General features: G+C 63.8%; 19 protein-coding genes and 1 pseudogene. 12 read left to right on the forward strand and 8 right to left on the reverse strand.

Annotation, left to right across the window (positions count from 1 at the left end):
- The first annotated feature begins 34 nt into the window (after window positions 1-34).
- Window positions 35-577, forward strand: a complete 543-nt coding sequence (locus B0G74_RS40120; protein ID WP_132382677.1) for a hypothetical protein — start codon at window positions 35-37, stop codon at window positions 575-577.
- On the opposite strand, the gene B0G74_RS40125 is transcribed toward B0G74_RS40120, so the two are convergent.
- The gene (locus tag B0G74_RS40125) at window positions 574-807 is read right to left on the reverse strand and encodes a hypothetical protein (protein ID WP_012426650.1); all 234 of its coding nucleotides are present in this window, start codon (window positions 805-807) and stop codon (window positions 574-576) included. The genes B0G74_RS40120 and B0G74_RS40125 overlap by 4 nt on opposite strands.
- A gap of 66 nt (window positions 808-873) precedes the next feature.
- Complete coding sequence (locus B0G74_RS40130) at window positions 874-1,341, reverse strand: Lrp/AsnC family transcriptional regulator (RefSeq protein ID WP_132382679.1); 468 nt, start codon at window positions 1,339-1,341, stop codon at window positions 874-876.
- 152 nt (window positions 1,342-1,493) lie between these two features.
- Between B0G74_RS40130 and B0G74_RS40135 the strand changes: the two genes are divergently transcribed.
- Window positions 1,494-2,147, forward strand: a complete 654-nt coding sequence (locus tag B0G74_RS40135; RefSeq protein WP_132382681.1) for a LysE family translocator — start codon at window positions 1,494-1,496, stop codon at window positions 2,145-2,147.
- Between the two features lie 66 nt (window positions 2,148-2,213).
- On the opposite strand, the gene B0G74_RS40140 is transcribed toward B0G74_RS40135, so the two are convergent.
- Window positions 2,214-2,387, reverse strand: coding sequence for a DUF1289 domain-containing protein (locus tag B0G74_RS40140; RefSeq protein ID WP_132382683.1), 174 nt, complete (start codon window positions 2,385-2,387; stop codon window positions 2,214-2,216).
- Window positions 2,388-2,519: 132 nt separating this feature from the next.
- Between B0G74_RS40140 and B0G74_RS40145 the strand changes: the two genes are divergently transcribed.
- The gene (locus B0G74_RS40145; protein ID WP_116121219.1) at window positions 2,520-2,840 is read left to right on the forward strand and encodes a YnfA family protein; all 321 of its coding nucleotides are present in this window, start codon (window positions 2,520-2,522) and stop codon (window positions 2,838-2,840) included.
- Window positions 2,841-2,940: 100 nt separating this feature from the next.
- Here the strand turns inward: B0G74_RS40145 and B0G74_RS40150 are convergent, their stop codons facing one another.
- Window positions 2,941-3,450: a DUF1993 domain-containing protein gene (locus B0G74_RS40150; RefSeq protein WP_132382685.1), complete on the reverse strand. Its 510-nt coding sequence runs from the start codon at window positions 3,448-3,450 to the stop codon at window positions 2,941-2,943.
- A 302-nt stretch (window positions 3,451-3,752) separates the two neighbouring features.
- Between B0G74_RS40150 and B0G74_RS40155 the strand changes: the two are divergent.
- The 6 genes and pseudogenes from B0G74_RS40155 (at window position 3,753) to B0G74_RS40175 (ending at window position 9,144) form a co-directional block, all read left to right on the forward strand.
- Window positions 3,753-5,313 (forward strand): annotated as a pseudogene (locus B0G74_RS40155) (S53 family peptidase).
- 82 nt (window positions 5,314-5,395) lie between these two features.
- Window positions 5,396-7,063, forward strand: coding sequence for a peptidase S1 (locus B0G74_RS40160; RefSeq protein ID WP_132382687.1), 1,668 nt, complete (start codon window positions 5,396-5,398; stop codon window positions 7,061-7,063).
- A gap of 263 nt (window positions 7,064-7,326) precedes the next feature.
- On the forward strand, window positions 7,327-7,980 hold the full coding sequence (locus tag B0G74_RS40165) for a hypothetical protein (RefSeq protein WP_132382689.1): 654 nt from the start codon (window positions 7,327-7,329) through the stop codon (window positions 7,978-7,980).
- 104 nt (window positions 7,981-8,084) lie between these two features.
- Window positions 8,085-8,435, forward strand: coding sequence for a hypothetical protein (locus B0G74_RS40170; protein ID WP_132382691.1), 351 nt, complete (start codon window positions 8,085-8,087; stop codon window positions 8,433-8,435).
- A gap of 278 nt (window positions 8,436-8,713) precedes the next feature.
- Window positions 8,714-8,872: a hypothetical protein gene (locus B0G74_RS46075; RefSeq protein ID WP_165924025.1), complete on the forward strand. Its 159-nt coding sequence runs from the start codon at window positions 8,714-8,716 to the stop codon at window positions 8,870-8,872.
- A 5-nt stretch (window positions 8,873-8,877) separates the two neighbouring features.
- Window positions 8,878-9,144 (forward strand): RNA-binding protein, encoded by a 267-nt coding sequence (locus B0G74_RS40175; protein ID WP_106286333.1) that lies wholly within the window; start codon window positions 8,878-8,880, stop codon window positions 9,142-9,144.
- Between the two features lie 112 nt (window positions 9,145-9,256).
- Here the strand turns inward: B0G74_RS40175 and nadE are convergent, their stop codons facing one another.
- Complete coding sequence (nadE, locus tag B0G74_RS40180) at window positions 9,257-10,117, reverse strand: ammonia-dependent NAD(+) synthetase (RefSeq protein WP_132382693.1); 861 nt, start codon at window positions 10,115-10,117, stop codon at window positions 9,257-9,259.
- A gap of 245 nt (window positions 10,118-10,362) precedes the next feature.
- Between nadE and B0G74_RS40185 the strand changes: the two genes are divergently transcribed.
- Window positions 10,363-11,433: a L,D-transpeptidase gene (locus B0G74_RS40185; RefSeq protein ID WP_132382695.1), complete on the forward strand. Its 1,071-nt coding sequence runs from the start codon at window positions 10,363-10,365 to the stop codon at window positions 11,431-11,433.
- Between the two features lie 179 nt (window positions 11,434-11,612).
- Here B0G74_RS40185 and B0G74_RS40190 read toward each other — a convergent pair whose 3' ends face one another.
- Together B0G74_RS40190 and B0G74_RS40195 are read right to left on the reverse strand one after the other, a co-directional pair.
- Window positions 11,613-12,485 carry a DMT family transporter gene (locus B0G74_RS40190; RefSeq protein WP_132382697.1) on the reverse strand — a complete coding sequence of 291 codons (873 nt, stop codon included), beginning with the start codon at window positions 12,483-12,485 and terminating at the stop codon, window positions 11,613-11,615.
- Between the two features lie 118 nt (window positions 12,486-12,603).
- Complete coding sequence (locus tag B0G74_RS40195; RefSeq protein WP_132382699.1) at window positions 12,604-14,163, reverse strand: AarF/UbiB family protein; 1,560 nt, start codon at window positions 14,161-14,163, stop codon at window positions 12,604-12,606.
- 185 nt (window positions 14,164-14,348) lie between these two features.
- Here B0G74_RS40195 and B0G74_RS40200 point away from each other — a divergent pair, with 185 nt between their 5' ends.
- Window positions 14,349-15,104: a DeoR/GlpR family DNA-binding transcription regulator gene (locus B0G74_RS40200; RefSeq protein WP_132382701.1), complete on the forward strand. Its 756-nt coding sequence runs from the start codon at window positions 14,349-14,351 to the stop codon at window positions 15,102-15,104.
- A gap of 20 nt (window positions 15,105-15,124) precedes the next feature.
- Here the strand turns inward: B0G74_RS40200 and B0G74_RS40205 are convergent, their stop codons facing one another.
- A complete protein-coding gene (locus B0G74_RS40205; protein WP_165924040.1) occupies window positions 15,125-16,234 on the reverse strand; it encodes a 2-aminoethylphosphonate--pyruvate transaminase in 1,110 nt (369 codons plus the stop codon).
- A gap of 400 nt (window positions 16,235-16,634) precedes the next feature.
- Between B0G74_RS40205 and phnS the strand changes: the two genes are divergently transcribed.
- Window positions 16,635-17,723, forward strand: a complete 1,089-nt coding sequence (gene phnS, locus B0G74_RS40210) for a 2-aminoethylphosphonate ABC transporter substrate-binding protein (RefSeq protein WP_132382705.1) — start codon at window positions 16,635-16,637, stop codon at window positions 17,721-17,723.
- Window positions 17,724-17,766: the final 43 nt, after the last annotated feature.

The following is a 17,766-nucleotide window of genomic DNA, read 5'->3' on the forward strand; positions in this document are numbered from 1 at the left end:
GTAAGACGCACGTGCGCAAGCACGGCGCGGCCGGATGGCGCTAATCAAGGTGCACGGAGAGAGTTACTGCGGCGCGCACCGTCTGCCTGCTGGCAAGACGGCGGCTAAGAAAAGAGAGCGCGGGCGTCGGGCCGGTCAGGCAGTGAAGCTGTTCGAAAGTCGACTACTGCTGATGTCCAAGGCATGGGCCCCGTTTGTGAAGACGGCGAATTTTAGGCACTCCGGCAAGCGGAAGTCAACATGCTTCGTTAAACGAAGCAAATATTCTTTTGTGGGGCGTGGGCTAGGCCACGTTGTAGTTGCTGGAGGCGTCTTGTCTTTCAGTTTCGACAGAAAAGAAAGGCAAATGAATGGTGTGTTTTTCGTCGCTGGCGCGGAGCGGTTGCGGCTGATATCGCGGGCCGGGTTCCATGTGCAACTCGGTCTGATCCGGCGACTGCGCTTGCAAAAGCAGGATGCGGTTGCAGCGCGTGTTCGTGACTCGCTGGTACAAGCGAGCGTGCCCAGCGTATGGAGCCGAACTTCGGGCGCGCTTCGCCGTCGCTACACGGGCAGAGCGCGCTTCGAGGCGTCTTAACGATTGCCGTCGAGCAGATCGCCAAGCAGTTCGTCGAACGCGGCTTGCGCGTCTTCGAGTTCCTGCAGCGCGGCGTCGAATGTTTGCAGCGCGAACTGCGAAGGCTTGCCGCTGCCGGCCGGCGGGAATTGCGATTGCAGCGACGCGAACGCCGACTGCACCCGCTGCGTCGCGGTCAATACGCGCTGCATCGCCGCGGTTTCTTCGGCTCGCGCCTGTTCGTGATCCATGAGAACTCCGTATTCGTCTGGTCGGCTCGCGCCGTTTTCAAAGGCGTGACTATGCCATGTTCGCGTTCAGGACAGCGGCAGGCCGCCATTAGCCTTAATTTCGCGCAACGATAGCGCCGATTCCACCGATGTCACGCCAGGCAGGCTGCGCATCTCGTCGCGCATGAACGTGCCGTAGTCGTCGAGGTCGCGTGCCACCACCTGCAGGATGTAATCGGCACTGCCCGACACGTTGTGACACGCGAGGATTCGCGCAATGGCCTGCACCTCGCGCTCGAAGCGCGTCGCCACCGCGCGGTCGTGCACGGCAAACCGCACGTAGACAAACGCCACCACGCCGAAGCCGAGCGCGGAGCGTGACAGCATCGCGCGGTACTGGTCGATATAGCCGTCGTTTTCGAGACGCTTGAGGCGGCGCGCGCAGGGCGTTTCGCTCAGGCCGACCGTTTCGGCCAGCCGCGCGTTCGACATGCGGCCATCTTTCTGCAGCGCGGCGAGGATCGCGCGGTCTGTTTTATCGAGGTCGGTTGTCATAGCTCAGGTGCTGATGGCGGATTGGAGGAAAGCATGGTCTTAAGCCGTAATGTTAGCGCATTCCTCCAAACATGAAGTCACGAGGCCGGTAATTCGCCAGCAAACCCTCCGCCGGCGATAGCAAGATAGAGCCTTGAAAACAGGAGAATTTCATGATTTCCGCACACTTGCTGGCCGTGTATATCGCAGCGCTTTTCGTCGTCTATGCCGTGCCCGGACCGGATATGGCGCTGGTGCTGCAAACCAGTATCGGACGCGGCGTGCGCAGTGGTTTCGCGGCCGCCGGCGGCCTCGGTCTCGCGCGCGCGACGCACGTCACGCTCTCGGCATGCGGGGTGGCCGCGCTGTTGCGCAGCGCGCCCTGGCTGTACGACGTGGTGCGCTACGGCGGCGCGGTTTATCTCGCATGGGTGGGCATTCAGATTTTTCGTTCGCCGGTGTTTGCGCTGCCTGACGGCACGACAGCGGCGACCCCTGCGGGTGCTGCGGCGAGCATCGAGTCACGCCCGCTGCGGGCCGCCTTTGTCAAAGGCCTGCTGACCAACCTGCTGAACCCGAAAGCGTTGCTGTTCTGCTCGGTGTTGCTGCCGCAATTCGTGCGCCCGGAGGCGGGGCCGGTAGCCTTGCAGATGGTCGAACTCGGTCTGGTGCTGCTCGCTATCGGCGCCTGTTTCGACGTGATGTACGCGATCGGCGCCGCGCGGATTGCCGTCTGGATGCGGGCCCATCCGCTCGCGCAAGCGCTGCAGCGCTGGACCTTCTCGGCGGCGCTGATCGGCTTCGCGCTGCGGCTCTCGCTGGACTGACTCTGGCTGGGTATTACGTGGCGCGTTATCGGACCGCCACGCGCCCAACCGCACAAGAGGGGCCGCCTACTTGCTCAGCTTGTGCTCACGCCGCGAGCGGTCCTCGATGATTTTCTTGCGGTGCTTGTCTTTCATCTTCTTCCAGCTTTTGCATTCGTCGCGCGTGCGCAGGCAGCCGATGCAGAAGCCGGTTTTGCTGTCGAACTTGCAGATGTCGATGCAGGGTGACGCGATGCTCATGGCGAATGGCAATTAAAGTAAATGCTAGGACTCTCGCATGCGCCATGCCCGCACGCAAAGTGATTGTGTTAATAAAGCCAATAGAGAGCCACAGCTTAGTCGTGGCATCGCAATCACTCGCTTTCACTCTCAATGAAAACTTTTCTGCTTTATGCCGTGACCGCCATTGCTGAAATCGTCGGTTGCTATTTGCCGTGGCGGTGGTTGAAAGAGGGCGGTTCGATCTGGCTGCTGGTGCCGGGCGCGCTCAGCCTCGCGCTGTTCGCCTGGCTCCTGACCTTGCACGGCACCGCCGCAGGCCGCGTATATGCGGCTTACGGCGGTGTGTATGTGGCGGTGGCGATTGCCTGGCTATGGTGCGTCGACAAGGTGCGGCCCACGCTGTGGGACGCCGCCGGCGTGGCCTTTACGCTGGCCGGCATGGCGATCATCGCATTCCAGCCGCGCGTTTGAGCTGGCCGGGGCGTGGGTCTTTGCGCACCCCAGCATGCATCTTTCTGTGAGCGCTCATTGCCTTATCTGCGCAACCGTCAAAGCCACGCAGGCACGCCCTTTACTTGATGCCGCCGAGATAGTCGAGCTTGCCGAGTTCGACGCCGTTGTGACGCAGAATGTCGTACGCCGTCGTGACGTGAAAATAGAAGTTCGGCAGCACGAAACCGAGCAGATACGACTGGCCCGTGAACTCGACCGGGCCCGTGCGCATCTTCAGCGTGATCGCGCGTTCTTCCGAGCCGTCGATCTGCTTCGCATTGAATTCCTTCAGATACTCGATCGTCTTTTTAAGGCGGCCAATCAATTCTTCAAAAGTCTGTTCGACATCTTCGTACTTCGGCGCTTCGACGCCGGCCAGACGCGCGGCGCAGCCCTTCGCGGTGTCGCTGGCGATATAGACCTGGCGCGTCAGCGGCAGCATGTCCGGCGCGAGCCTGCCGGTGGTGAACACCGACGGCTCGATCTGCTTCGCGGCGGCGTGCGCCTCGGCTTTGCCCAGAATGACCTGCAGGTTCGTCAGGCCGCGGATCAACACGGGCAGTGATGCTTGATACATCGAAATTGACATGGGGCTTCCTCTGATTCTTTTGATCGTGCGCGCGGATGGCGCGCGAGGCAACGTAGCGGCTGGATTGCCGCTGCAGCATCATAGCGCGAGCGATGCAGGATGCGCATCGACGCGACACGACGTTAGCCATTCGGACAACTGCCGCGCGCGCCGGAACTGTGTTTGAATGGATTGGTCGGACGGTTTGACGTCCTTGATCAGCAAACTTGCCGCCGGCCTTAGGCAATGAGGTTGTGCAGGCGCGTGGCGTGCCGCGTCCACCCCGTGGAGCGCGCTGCCACGCTAACCGGAGAATCGACACCATGGTCAATAAGCACCCGCTGCCTGGCAGCGAACGCACAGTGGAACAGGGTTCGAAAGTCGTAGGGCAATGCGATCCGGCGGAGCGCATCGAAGTATTCGTCATGTTGCGCCGTCAGCAGCAGGCGCAGTTCGACGCGCTGATGAGCAAGATCGAAGCCGGCGACCCCAGCGTCAAGCCGCTGTCGCGCGAGACGCTCGCCAAAGATTACGGCGCCGCGCCCGACGACATCGCCAAGGTCAAGGCCTTCGCCACCGCACACGGCCTGACAGTGGTGCGTGAAGATCCGGCCGCGCGCACGGTGCTGCTGAGCGGCACGATTGCCCAGTTCCAGGACGCGTTCGCCGTCAAGCTGGAACACTACGAACATCACTCGACCGGCCAGTTCCGCGGCCGCACCGGCACGATCAGCGTGCCCGACGATCTGCACGGCGTAGTGCAAGCCGTGCTCGGCCTCGACGACCGCCCGCAGGCGCGTCCGCACTTTCGCATCCGGCCGCCGTTCCAGCCGGCCCGCGGTCATCAGGTTTCGTTCACGCCGCCGCAACTTGCATCGCTCTACCACTTTCCGCAAGGTGACGGGGGCGGTCAGTGCGTCGGCATCATCGAACTGGGCGGCGGCTATAACACCAGCGATCTCAAATCCTACTTCGCGAGCCTCGGCGTCGCATCGCCCAAGGTGAAATCGGTCGGCGTCGACCAGGGCAGCAACCAGCCGACGGGCGACCCGAACGGGCCGGACGGCGAAGTCACGCTCGACATCGAAATCGTCGGCGCGATCGCGCCCGGCGCGACGATCGCGGTGTATTTCACGCAGAACAGCGACGCCGGTTTCATCGACGCGGTGAGCCGCGCGGTGCACGACACGACCAACAAGCCGTCGGTGATTTCGATCAGTTGGGGCGGCCCGGAGTCGAACTGGACCAGCCAGTCGTTGCAAGCCTTCAACAGCGTGCTGCAGTCGGCGGCGACCCTTGGCGTGACGGTCTGCGCTGCGTCGGGCGACAGCGGCTCGAGCGACGGCGCGGGCAGCGGCGACCAGGTCGACTTCCCGGCATCGAGCCCGTATGTGCTGGCCTGCGGCGGCACGAGCCTCACTGCGTCGGGCACTTCGATCTCGCACGAGGCGGTGTGGAACGACGGCGCGCAGGGTGGTGCGACCGGCGGCGGCGTGAGCCAGGCCTTCCCGGTGCCCGTGTGGCAGAAGGGCCTGTCCGCCACCTCGACGAGCGGCGGCAAGAAGGCGCTCGGCGGGCGCGGGCGTGCCGGACGTGGCGGGCGACGCATCGCCCGTGACCGGCTACAGTGTATTGATCGACGGTACGCAGACTGTGGTCGGCGGCACCAGCGCGGTCGCGCCGCTGTGGGCCGCGCTGATCGCGCGCATCAATGCGGCGAAGGGGCAGCCGGCCGGCTTCATCAACCCCAAGCTGTACAAGGCGAGCGGCGCGTGCAACGACATCACGCAAGGCAACAACGGCAGTTTCGCGGCATCCGCGGGATGGGATGCCTGCACGGGGCTCGGCAGTCCCAATGGTCAGAAGGTGGCGGCCGCACTATAGTCTGCAGGACACGCCCCGAAGGAAGTCCTTTGGGGCGACATAAAGACGTGAACGAAGACGTGAACGAACCCATGGAGCGATCATGACGAATACCGAGTCAGCTTCTGTTAGTCCGCAGCCGTCGCACAATTCCCATGCTTCTGGCGCACCAGCGGGCACGCCCGCGCCCGCCAGCGCGCCGCACAAAGCCGGCGACCAGCCGTTCTTCGATCCGGTCGCCTACGGCAATGGGCCGGACGATTCCGTTACGGCAACCGATGAAAGTGCCGCGATCACGCATCACTCGGTCACCATCGGCGGACACAAGATCAACTACACGGCGACGGCGGGCCACCTCGTCATCGTCGACCCGAGCAGTTCACAGCCGGAAGCCCGGATGTTCTACGTGGCGTTCACGCAGGACAACCAGAAGGAAGAAGCGCGGCCGGTGACTTTCTTCTATAACGGCGGCCCTGGGTCGTCGTCGGTGTTCGTGCTGCTGGGCTCGTTCGCGCCGCGTCGCATCAAGACGTCGATGCCGAGCTTCACGCCGCCCGCGCCGTATTCGATGGAAGACAATCCGGACAGCCTGCTCGACAAGAGCGACCTCGTCTTCATCAACCCGGTCGGCACCGGCTACTCGGCGGCGATCGCGCCGAAGAAGAACCGCGACTTCTGGGGCGTCGACCAGGACGCGGATTCGATCAAGCAGTTCATCAAGCGCTTCCTGACCAGGAACAACCGCTGGAATTCGCCGAAGTACCTGTTCGGCGAGTCGTATGGCACGGCGCGCAGTTGCGTGCTGGCGTACCGCTTGCACGAAGACGGTGTGGATTTGAACGGCATTACGCTGCAATCGTCGATTCTCGATTACACGCAGGCCGGCAATCCGGTCGGCGCACTGCCCACGGCGGCCGCGGACGCGTGGTATCACAAGAAGCTCGGCATCGCGCCGCGGCCCACCGATCTCGGCACGTTCGCCGAAGAAGTGGCGCAGTTCGCGCGCACCGACTATCTGGCCGCGCTGCGTAAATTCCCGACCACCGACACGGCAACGGTCGAAAAGCTCAGCGAATACACCGGCATCGACAAGACGACCTTGCTTGCGTGGAGTCTGGATATCGCGTCGTACGACAGCCGGGGCAATTCGCTCTTCCTGACCACGCTGCTGAAATCCAAAGGTCTCGCGCTCGGCGAGTACGACGGCCGCGTTACGGCGATCGGCACGGGCATTGCCGGCAAGATCGACCCGAATTCCGGCGGCAACGACCCGACCATGACGGCGGTCACCGGCGTCTACACGACGATGTGGAACGTCTATCTGAACGAGCAGTTGAAGTACACGTCGAACTCGTCGTTCACGGATCTGAACGACCAGGCCTTCAAGTACTGGGACTTCAGTCACATCGATCCGACCGGCGCGCAGAAGGGCGTCGATTCGAAGGGCAACGTCATTCTGTACACAGCCGGCGACCTGGCCGCCGTGATGGCGCTCAATCCCGATCTGAAGGTGCTGTCGGCGAACGGCTTCTTCGATTTCGTGACGCCGTTTTATCAGACCGTGCTCGATCTGCAGCAGATGCCGCTGCTCAGTCAGCAGGTCCGGCAGAACCTGTCGGCGCGCTTTTATCCGTCGGGGCATATGGTCTATCTCGACGGCGGGTCGCGCACCGCGCTGAAGGCCGATCTCGCGAAGATGTACGACACGACGGTGTCCAACACGCAGGCGCTGCTCCGTATCCGCGCTCTGCAGGCTCGTGTGCCGAAGTAACGGCGCATTGACGCGTCGCGTTGCAGCCGTGACGCGTGTGGAATGCCTGGCGTCGCGGGGTCAGTGGACAGTGGGCGCCAGCGGGGATTGGGATCGGCGACGCGCGAGTGGTGGCGTCGCCGGTTCCCGCAGCCTGTGAAATCCGCCGAATGCGGCCTATGCGCGCGGCGCGCATAGGCAGGCTTTTTTACTTAAGCATATTGAATGTGTTTTAATTGGTCTGCGAATTGAACTATTGCGTGCCGCTCCCGGCGCGCCGAAGAATGAACGCAGGCATTGCAGACAGGCGTCGCGCCGACCATTCCAGCGACCCGACCAGCAGTACGTATGACACGACTCCGCCAGCGCTCGCGCGCCGGTGCGGCGTTGCGCGTCCCGTCGGCAATAGGCGCTTTGCGCTCGCGCTCGGCTTTACGGCGCTGCTCGCGTTGCGCATGGGCGACGCCCGCGCGCAAGACGTCGGCATGCTCGACGAACGTGTGACGCAGCAATCGGTGGGGGACACGATTTGCCGCCCTGGTTACGCGGATACGGTTGCGCCGCCGTTCGACGCACTGATGGCGCACAAAGACCGCATGCTCGCCGCGCGCGGCATCGACGCGGACAGCGGCGCTGCCTTCGCGCTCGACCGGCGTGTGCCCATCGTGCTCGGCGGTTCGCCGGACGCTCCCGCCAATCTCGATCTTCTGCCGTGGGCGGGCCACCAGGGCGAGCGCCGCAAGGCCCGCGCGGCGGTCATGCTCAAGCGCTGCGTGTGCGAAGGCAAGCTGAGTCTCGCCGAAGCGCAAGCCGCGATCGTCGGCAACTGGTCGGTGGTTTATTCGGGCTTCGGTCAAACGTCTTGCAACATAAGCCGGCTCGACGTGGCCACCGGTGGCGACAACGGCCACGGAGCCGGACGCGACAACCCGCCATGAAGCCGGCTGCCTCGTCTGTGGCCTGCTTCGTTCATTCGCATCTATTCAGTCGCGCGGCTTGCAACTCGCAGGCCGTGGCCCCAACTAGTTTTCGGAGAATCATCATGATCCATTCACGTTTTGCCGCCATGGCGCTTTCCATCGGCTGCCTGTTCGGCAGCACCGCCGTGTTCGCCGCGGAGCCTGTACGCTGCGGCCAGGCCGACACGCTGAAGATCCGCGGCGATGTGCCCGCGGCCATCAGCTTCGACGTGTACCGCCAACTGCGGCCGTTGAGTGCGCAACGTGTTGCGCTGTTTCAGTCGGCCGGCGAGGTGAAGCGTCTGCCCGACGGTCTTGCGGTATGCGAAGTCGCCGACGATGGCGTCGACGATCCGTCCGCGGTGCTGGTTCAGCTGCCGCAGGGCAAGAACGCATGGTGGGTGAGTTCGGCCAACGTGCAAACGGCAGACTGATCGCGACGACCAGTCCGCCTTTTGCGCAGGTCCCCGCAGGATGCCGTGGCGATGCATGTCGCGGCCCGGTTTTCGCGTTCAGCGTCCGCGTTCGACGCGTTTGCCGGGCCTGTAGCGGGAAATGAACAGCTGTTTTGCTATTTTTGACGCCGCTTATTCAGGTACAGTGCATTAACGGAGATATTTAAGTCCGTTTTTTGACGACACTGTGTTGCGTCGCTTTTATTGTCGATTGTGGCTATCCTGAGTACAGGACGAAATTCGCAGGGGAGAATTAAATGATCGCCTTCTATTTGTCATTAGCCGCTTTGGGCGCCGCTGGCGCTGCATTGATCCGCCAGCTCGCTGCCGCGCAGGCGAAACAGCGTGCCGCATTGCGCCCCGTGCGCGTGCAGTCCGCGGATCGCGGCACAGGCCGCAACGCGCGCAGAGGGTAGGCCGCATGAACCTGATCGTGCGCAATATCGCGGAATCGTGCAGCGAGCAGGAAGTGCGGGAATTTCTCAAGCACGAACTTGGGCATTACGCGAAAAACATCGAGGTGGTCGACGCCGGCAAGCCCAGCGCGTACGCCACGGTCGAGCTGGACGCCGAGGTGCCCTATGTGGGCGAAGTGATCGCGCGGCAAATTCACGGCAAGCAGTTGGGCGGCCAGACGCTGGAGGCCAGCGCCGATCTCTTCACCGACGAACCGCCGGCGGCTCAGTAACCTGACGCTGTTGTCGATTCACCCTGGATGCGGCGCGTGACAAGAGCGCGCCTAAGCTGGCGCATCGCCGACGCGCCGACCTTGGCGCATCATTTGCGCACCCATCTCTTCGTCAATCTCCGCTTGCCTGCACCGGCCAATCGAACGGCGTGTACGGCAACGCCCGCTTGTGACGCGTGACTTCGTAAAAACGCAAGATGGTCGCGCGTGCGGCATCGCTCACGGGTTTGCGCTCCAGAAAATCATCGATGGCATCGTAGGGAATGCCGTAGGCATCCTCATCGGGCCGTTGCGGACGCAACATTTCGAGGTCCGCGGTCGGCACCTTGTGCGCTAATGCTTCCGGTGCGCCCAGCGCTTTGGCCACGGCGCGCACGCGACGCTTGTTGAGCCCGGCGAGCGGCAGCACATCGGCGCCACCGTCGCCGAACTTCGTGAAGAAGCCCATTACCGACTCCGCCGCATGATCCGTACCGATGACCACGCCGGCCCGCGCACCGGCCACCGCGTATTGCGCGATCATGCGCTGCCGCGCCTTGATATTGCCGTGCACGAAGTCCTGTTGCGATTCGTCCTTGTATAGCACGCCGCTATGGTCCAGCGCGGCGAGCATGGCATCGGCCGCGGGCTTGATATCGATGGCGAGATTTTCGTCCGCGCGAATAAAGCGCAAGGCCTGTTGCGCGTCGGCTTCGTCTTTCTGTTCACCGTAAGGCAGACGTATTGCAACGAAGTGCGCGTCGTAATGTTCGGCGCGCAACCGTTCGACCGCGAGTTGCGCAAGCCGGCCGGTAGTCGTCGAATCGACGCCGCCGCTGATCCCGAGCACATACGTTTTCAGGCCGCTGCTGCGTAGATAGTTCGCGAGAAAAGCGACCCGGCGCTCGATTTCATGTGCAGCGTCGAACTCGGCGCTGATGTGCATTTCTTCAGAGATGCTTGCCTGGCGTACGACTGGATCCTGTTGCGTCATGATTCCTCTTTGCTCCTTGCGCGCTCGCGCAAATGTCGAACCGTTACCGGCGTGGGTTCAATTTACCTTGGCGCCGCTTTTCATTTGCCGCGTTGATCGGCAAAGGTGCCCGGTTGTTGAGGCGATATCAATGAATCGTCCAATGTTCATCGACAGATCGCAATGTGCTTAGTAACATCCTCGTTCCGAGAGCGCCGCATGAGCCGGCGAGCAGTCAATAATAATCAGGTTTGCTCAAACACGCGATGAACCACCGCAACCGGCCTGGCCAGCCTGTACTGGACCGTCTCACTTTCGCGCCGGTCAATCGTCCGCGCGACGTGTCGTGTATGTCGTATCGACTTTCCGTGCGGAGCATCGCGCGCACTATGTCTTCCTTGCGCCGTTTGACGGGTGCGTTGAGTGCCGCTTTTTGCATGTTGTCATGCGGTGCGGCGATCGCGGCCTCAGCACCCGTTGCTGCATCGGCGCCAAAGCCAGCGAACCGTCCAGCGCCCGCCGTCAATGCGTCGGCTGTCGCGATGCCCGATGCCGCCGGCGTGGTCGATCCGCGTCGCGCGTTCGTGCTGCGGGACGTGTTCGCGCAGAACGTCACGCGCAAGCTGAAAGTGCCTGCGGCGGATCAGCGAGCCTATGCCAATCGGCTGCAAGCCGCGCTCGGCGCGCACATGCTCGGCGATCTGTCGGGCGAGTACGTCGTGCTGGTCGATCGCAACGCCAACGTGCAGGCGCTCTTCATCTATTTTCGCGCCGCGCCGGCCGACACCTGGCAGATGATCGGCGCATCGCCAGTTTCGACGGGGCGGCCGGGCGAGTACGACCATTTCATCACGCCGCTCGGCGTGTTCGAACATACGCCGGCCAATATGGATTTCCGTTCGGAAGGCACGCAGAACGAAAACCATATCCGCGGCTACGGCAAGCGTGACATGCGGATCTACGACCTCGGCTGGGCCCAGGGCGAGCGCGGCTGGGGCAAGGGCGGCATGTCGCAGATGCGCTTCCAGATGCACGCCACCGACCCCGACCGCCTGGAATCACTGCTCGGCATTCGTCATTCGAAGGGTTGCGTGCGCATTCCCGCGTCGCTCAATTCGTTTATCGATCACTACGGCATTCTCGATGCCGAATATGAGGCGCTCGTCGAGTCGGGTAAATCGCTGTGGGTGTTGAAAAGCGATCGACAGGTGACGCCGTGGGCCGGGCGTTATATCGCCGTGGTGGATTCGGCGCGCAAGAGCCGCCCGGCGTGGGCGTCCGCGCCCGGCGGCAAAGCGCGCGCCAAAGTACCGGCCGGAGCGGACACGGCGGATTGATTCGCGTCGGCGCGGTTCGCCGCGAGCGGGTTGCTTGGCGCGAGCGCGCCGTTTATCGCGAGCGCGTCGTTAATCTAATTTGCGTGGTTCGTCGCGAGCGCGCCGCTCACAAGACCGGGCGGCTGCTCGCGAGCGCGCCGCTCATCAAGCCGTGCGGGTCACCACGAGCGCGCCACCCATCACGAGCGCGCCAGCAACACCCCCAGCAACGCAACGACAAACCCGGCGATCTGCAACGGCACCAGCGTCTCACCGAACCCCACATACCCCTGAAGCGCGGCAAGCGGCGGAGCGAGAAACATCAGCGCGGTCGCGCGCGCCGCGTCGCCGCGCCTGACCATCCACACCAGCAATGTGACGCTGACGCCGGAGAGCATCACGATCCCCCACGCGAGCGATCCCCACAACGCGGGCGACGCAATCCAGCGATGTTCACCGAGCGCCAGCGCAAGCACGCCCGCAACTAGCGCGGCGCCGAAGTTCTGCACCGCGCTCGCGCTGCGAATATCGGCCTTGGCCAGCGAAGTCTTCTGAAACAACGTGCCCGCTGTAATCGCGCCGATCGCGGCGATCGAGATCAGCACGACCAGCCACGCGGGCGCGCTGCCGTGCGGCGTCGACGCGGTGGCCGCGGTCAGCTTCGGTTCGAGCACCAGCACGACGCCGGCGAGGCCGAGTGCCATGCCGGTCCAGCCGCGCCGCGAGAGCCGCTCGCCGAACAGCGGCGCCGCGACCGCGGCCGTCGCAAGCGGTTGCAGCGCGCCGAGCAAAGCCATTACACCGGCGCTCAGGCCCTGGGCAACGGCCCAGTAACCGGCGCCAAGATAGACGCCTTGCAGCAGCGCGCCCGCCACCAGATGTTTGCCCAAATCGCGGCCACTCGGCCACGTGGCACGTGCAATCAGCGCCGCCAGCGCGAATATCAACGCCGTGCCGCCGAAGCGCGCCAGCAGGAAGAGGTTGGGATCCGCGTAGGGCGTGATCGCGCGGGCGACCACGAAACCGGTCGACCACAACACGACGAAAACAGCGGCGATGAGAGAAGCGAGCATCGGAGAGAGTTGCGTGAAAAAACGCTATCTTGTCGGGATACGCGACGCGCGTCTTGTTCGAAGCTGCAATCGGTGGGGCGCGTCGAAGCGGTGCGGTTTGCACGGCGCGCCGACGCCATCACCACATCAGCAGCACCGTTCCTGCGCCGAGCACGCCGCCACACACGGCACACGCCCACAGCAGCACGCGCGTGCGCCGGTATTCGCGGCCAATCTCCGCCATCAGTTGCGCATTCTGCTGCGGCGTGCGCGCGCGATCATGCTCGTGTTGCAGATAGCGAACCGCCAGTTGCGGCACACGCGGCAGCATATGCGCGAGATGCGGCAGTTCGCGCCCGATCCGTTTGATCCAGCCGCGGTGATCGACGTCGCGCCGCGCGATATCCGCCAGCACGCCGCGGGTGATACTCCATGTGTCGACGCCCGGATGCAGCGCGCGCGCCAGCATTTCGGCTTGATGAAACGAGCGCTGCGCGGTCGCGAGCCGTCCGGGCACCGCGCCCTCGAACGGATGCACCGCGTGCAGCAGATGATGAAGCAGCGAGCCCGCCGAACGGTCTTCCGGCTCGGCCGCGAAATGCGCTTCGGCGCGCGTGCGCAGTTCGGCTTCGAGCACCTCGGCGCGCGTGTCGTGCGGCACGTGCCCGGCATCGCGATGCATTTCGGCGAGCCGCCCGTAGTCCTGGTCGAACAGCGCGGTCGCGCCGTGCACGAAGAACTCGCGCTCGTCGGTCGAGAGACTCGACATGATCGAGAATTCCGCCAGCACGAGGCGCCCCAGCGTGTCCGGTTCGATACTCACGCGCACGCGGCGGGCGTCGAGCGTGGCGTGAAAGAAGCCGTGCTCGAACGCCTGCTCGGTGACGACTTCGACGATATGCGCGGCAAGCGGCGCGAGCTTGATGTGATGCGCGTGGAGGCCTGGCAAGTCGCTCGCCGGCAAGGTGCTGACGCGCTGCATCGTCAGCGTGTAGGGGTTGCACAGGTCCCAGATCACGTCCGGCACGACGATGCGCTTGTCGCCGTCGAAATGATGGCCGGTCTGGCTGAGATTGGCGGCTTCGGCGCGCAGGTCGAAGCGGCGCAGGATGTCGTCGGTGAAGGTTTGCGCCAGCGTGCGCAGTTGCAGGCGGCGCGCGGTGCCGGAGAACTTCTCCAGCCAGCGCGCGACCCAGCGCAACAGCGCGAGTTCGTCGCCAATCTGTTGCAGCTGGTCGGCGCGCACCAGCTTGATCGCTACCTCGTAATGGCCGTTCACCGGCGCGAGCAGCCGCGCCAAATGCGTCTGTTCGGCGAAGCCGCCGCGCACCGGCACCAGATCCACGGCGCTGAAGAGCGTGGCGAGCGGCTTGCCGAAAGCGCGCGCGAGTGCCTGTTCGGACTCGTGCGGCGGCAGCGGGGCTTCCATGTGATCGATCGCGTCGATGGCGTCGTGCAAGGTGCCGGTCGCGAGCTCAGGCCGTTCGACGAGCGTTTCCGCGAATCGACCCGCGAGTGGCCCGAGCGCCGGCAGCACGTCGCTCAGGCTCTTGCCGCTACGTTCGGCCGTATGCAAACGACCGACCATCTCGATCATCCAGTGCAGTTTGTGGTCTGCGGGCGCGGCAAGCCAGATCAGGCGCGCGCCGTAGCGCAGCGCGTGGAACAGCAACAGTAGACGGCGAAACAGTGGCGGCATCGGCAGTTCGGTTGACGGGCCATGCGACGTCCACAACTATCGGAGGACTTTCGCGCACGGCCAGGGCGTTCAGATTAGCAGGTAAGCGCGCCAGGAGGAGCATCGCCGCGCCATGCGTAATACAATACGCCGGCCTTCTCCAACCGTGGCGAAACCCAAGCGTGCCGGTTTCCGGCCTTTCATCGATGCTCGCAGAACAACGTCACCAATACATCCTGGCGCAAGTCGCCAAAACCGGCGCGCTCTCGGTCGCGGAGCTGGTGCGCGAACTGAACGTGTCGCGCGAGACCATTCGTCGTGACCTGAACGCGCTGGCCGGGCGCGGCCTGCTGGTCACGACTCACGGCGGTGCGCTGTCGAGCGACCGGCGCGAGCCCGACCTCGATACCCGCGAAGCCGCGAATGCCGGCGCGAAGCGCGCCATCGGCGAACGCGCGGCCGAGTTCGTGCCGGACGGCGCGTCTCTGATCATCGACTCGGGCAGCACCACGCAAGCGGTGGCGCGGGCCTTGCTCGACCGGCATCGTCTGTCGGTGTACACGAACGACTGGCGGATCGCGCTGCTGCTCGGCCGCCGCAACGACAACCGCATCACGCTGCTGGGCGGCGAGCTGTCCGATATCGAAGACGCCACCTTCGGGCTCGATACCGTCCATCAGCTGACGCAGTACCACGCGGACTTCGCCTTCATCGGCGCGGGTGGGATTTCGCCGGACGGCTATCTGACCGACTACAGCCGCATGGCCGCCGAGGTGCGCAGTCGCATGATCGCCGCGGCGGACATGGTGGTGGTGGTCGCCGATCATTCGAAGTTCGGCCGCGTGACGCCGGTGCGCATCAACGGGATCGAGTCGGCGCGTTATCTGGTGACCGAGCTGGCTCCCGAGCGCGCGCTCGGCAAGGCGATCACGGCGCACGGTCCGGAAATCCTGATCGCCTGAGCGCGCCCCGGCTTGCCGAACTATTTCACCCGGATGCCCAGCCGCTCGAGCGTGCGTCCGATCGCGGCCACCGCGTTGTGAAGTTCGTTCGCATCGATCGCGCCGATGCAACCCACGCGAAACGTTTCCACTTGCGTCAGCTTGCCCGGATACAGCACGTAGCCGGCTTCGCGCACGGCGGCATAGAACGCCGCGAATTGCCACGCCGGATCGCGCGGCGCGTGGAAGGTGACGATCACCGGCGCCTGCACCTCGGGCTTCAGAAACGGCTCGAAGCCAAGCGCTTTCATTCCGCTGACCAATGCCACGCAGTTGCGCGTATAACGCGCGCCGCGCGCGGGCTGGCCGCCTTCGGCGTTGAACTGGTCGAGTGCCTGGCGCAATGCGGCCACCACATGGGTCGGCGGCGTGAAGCGCCACTGCGTCGTCTTCTGCATATAGACGTATTGATCGTGCAGATCCAGCGCGAGCGAGGGCGAACGGCCTTCGCTATCCTCCAGCACGCTGCGCCGCACAATCACGAAACCCATGCCGGGTACGCCTTCGAGGCACTTGCCGCTCGCCGAGATCAGCGCGTCGATGCCGCCACGGCGCAGGTCGATCGGCAACGCGCCGAACGAACTCATGGCGTCGACGATCAGGCTCTTGCCGTGCCGCTGACATACCGCGGCGATATCGTCGAGCGGATTGAGCAGGCCGGCGCTCGTTTCCAGATGCACTTGCGCGACGTGGCTGATGCGCGAATCGAGATTGAAGGCGTCTTCGATGGCGGCGGCGCCGACCGGCTCGTCCTCGCGCAACGCCAATTCGATGTAAGCGATGCCCATTCGCTGCAATATTTTGATCAGCCGGGCACAATACGCGCCGTTGTTCGGAACCAGCACACAGCCTTGGCGCGGCACCAGCGTGCCGAGGGCCGCTTCCACAGCGAACGTTCCACTGCCTTGAAGCGGTACGCATACATAGTCATTTTCACCATGTACGATCTTCAGGAGGTCGGCGCACACGCTGTGGGTCATGCGGTTGAACGCGGCGTCCCACGAACCCCAGTCGCGCAGCATCGCTTCGCGCGTCCGGGGGGAGGTGGTGAGCGGCCCCGGGGTCAACAGGATTGGGTCGTTTCCAAGGATCACATCAGGGATCACACCAGGGGTCACACCAGCCTCCGTCATCATCTGAACGAACGCCGCCCAGGCCGGGCGACGAAAAGATTGATTTGGATATTATTGGCGAATTGTGTCATTTTTTGGAACTCTGCAGAATCGTCATGGCGTTGTCATGGAAACCTGTGATCCTTGCCGTGCCCATTCAGGCATGGTCGGCAGCGCGGGTGTCGTAGCTGGGCTGTGAGTCAGGCTGGAAAGAGGCGACAAGAGGGCAGCAAAGTTGTTGGCAATCTGCAATCCGCATGAAGCTGCACGACAGCTTGATGCGGGCAACACGCAAGCGGCGCGGCGCTACCGCCGTTCAATCACAACAGGTATCGGGATCTCCCGACCGTCTGGTTTTTTGCCTTTCGGAGAAAGCGACATGACAAAGACGAATTCCCTTCACGCCACGGCCGGCCTCGTACGCAAACTGCTGCCGGCGCTGGTCGCCGCGGCGGCATTCGGCGGCACGGCCATGCAGGCGCACGCGGCCGACGCAGTGGTGTTGTACACCGCCGACGGCCTCGAGAACCTCTATAAGGATGTGCTGCCGGCCTTCGAAAAGAAGGAAGGCGTGAAGGTCAACATCGTCACGGCGGGTAGCGGCGAAGTGGTGAACCGCGCCACCATCGAAAAGGATCAGCCTAAGGCCGACGTGCTCGTCACGCTGCCGCCGTTCATCCAGCAAGCCGACCAGAGCGGCCTGCTGCAGGCTTATCAGAGCGCCAACTACAAGAACGTGCCGGCGATCGCCAAGGCGTCGAATGGCGCGTGGGCGACCTTCGTGAACAACTACTTCTCGTTCGCGATCAACCCGGAAGTCACCAAGACCCAGCCGAAGACCTTCGCCGACCTGCTGCACCCGGACTTCAGCGGCAAGGTCGCCTACTCGAACCCGGCCACGGCGGGCGACGGCATGGCCGTGATCATCCTGACCTCGTCGCTGATGGGTGAAGACAAGGCGTTCGACTATCTGAAGAAGCTCGAAAACAGTGCCAAGTTCCACACCAAGGGTACGGGCTACCTCGACGTGCTGCTCTCGCGCAACGAAATCGCGGTCGCCAACGGCGACCTGCAAATGGACCTGGACGACGCGGCCAACGGCGGCCTGTCGCTCAAGCCGATTTTCCTCGCACACGAAGGCGGCCAGCCGACCACGTTCCAGCTGCCGTACGCGATCGGCCTGATCAAGAATGGCCCGAACCAGGCTGAAGGCAAGAAGCTGATCGACTACCTGATGTCGAAGGAAGTGCAGGCGAAGGTGCCGGACATCTTCGGTATTCCGGGCCGCACCGACGTGCCGCTCACCGGCAAGAACGGCGAAGCGGTCAAGCAGGCTATCGCGGGCGTGAAGCTGATTCCGGTGGACTGGAATCAGGTGATGGCGAAGAAAGCCGACTGGACGGCGCGCTGGAAGAACGACGTGATCGGTTCGTCGGGCAAGCAGCTCGAAGTGGTCAAGCCGAAGTAAGCCGTCGTTCGTAGCATCATCGACGTCACTCAGTCATATAGCC

This window comes from Paraburkholderia sp. BL9I2N2 (assembly GCF_004339745.1).
Classification (GTDB): domain Bacteria; phylum Pseudomonadota; class Gammaproteobacteria; order Burkholderiales; family Burkholderiaceae; genus Paraburkholderia.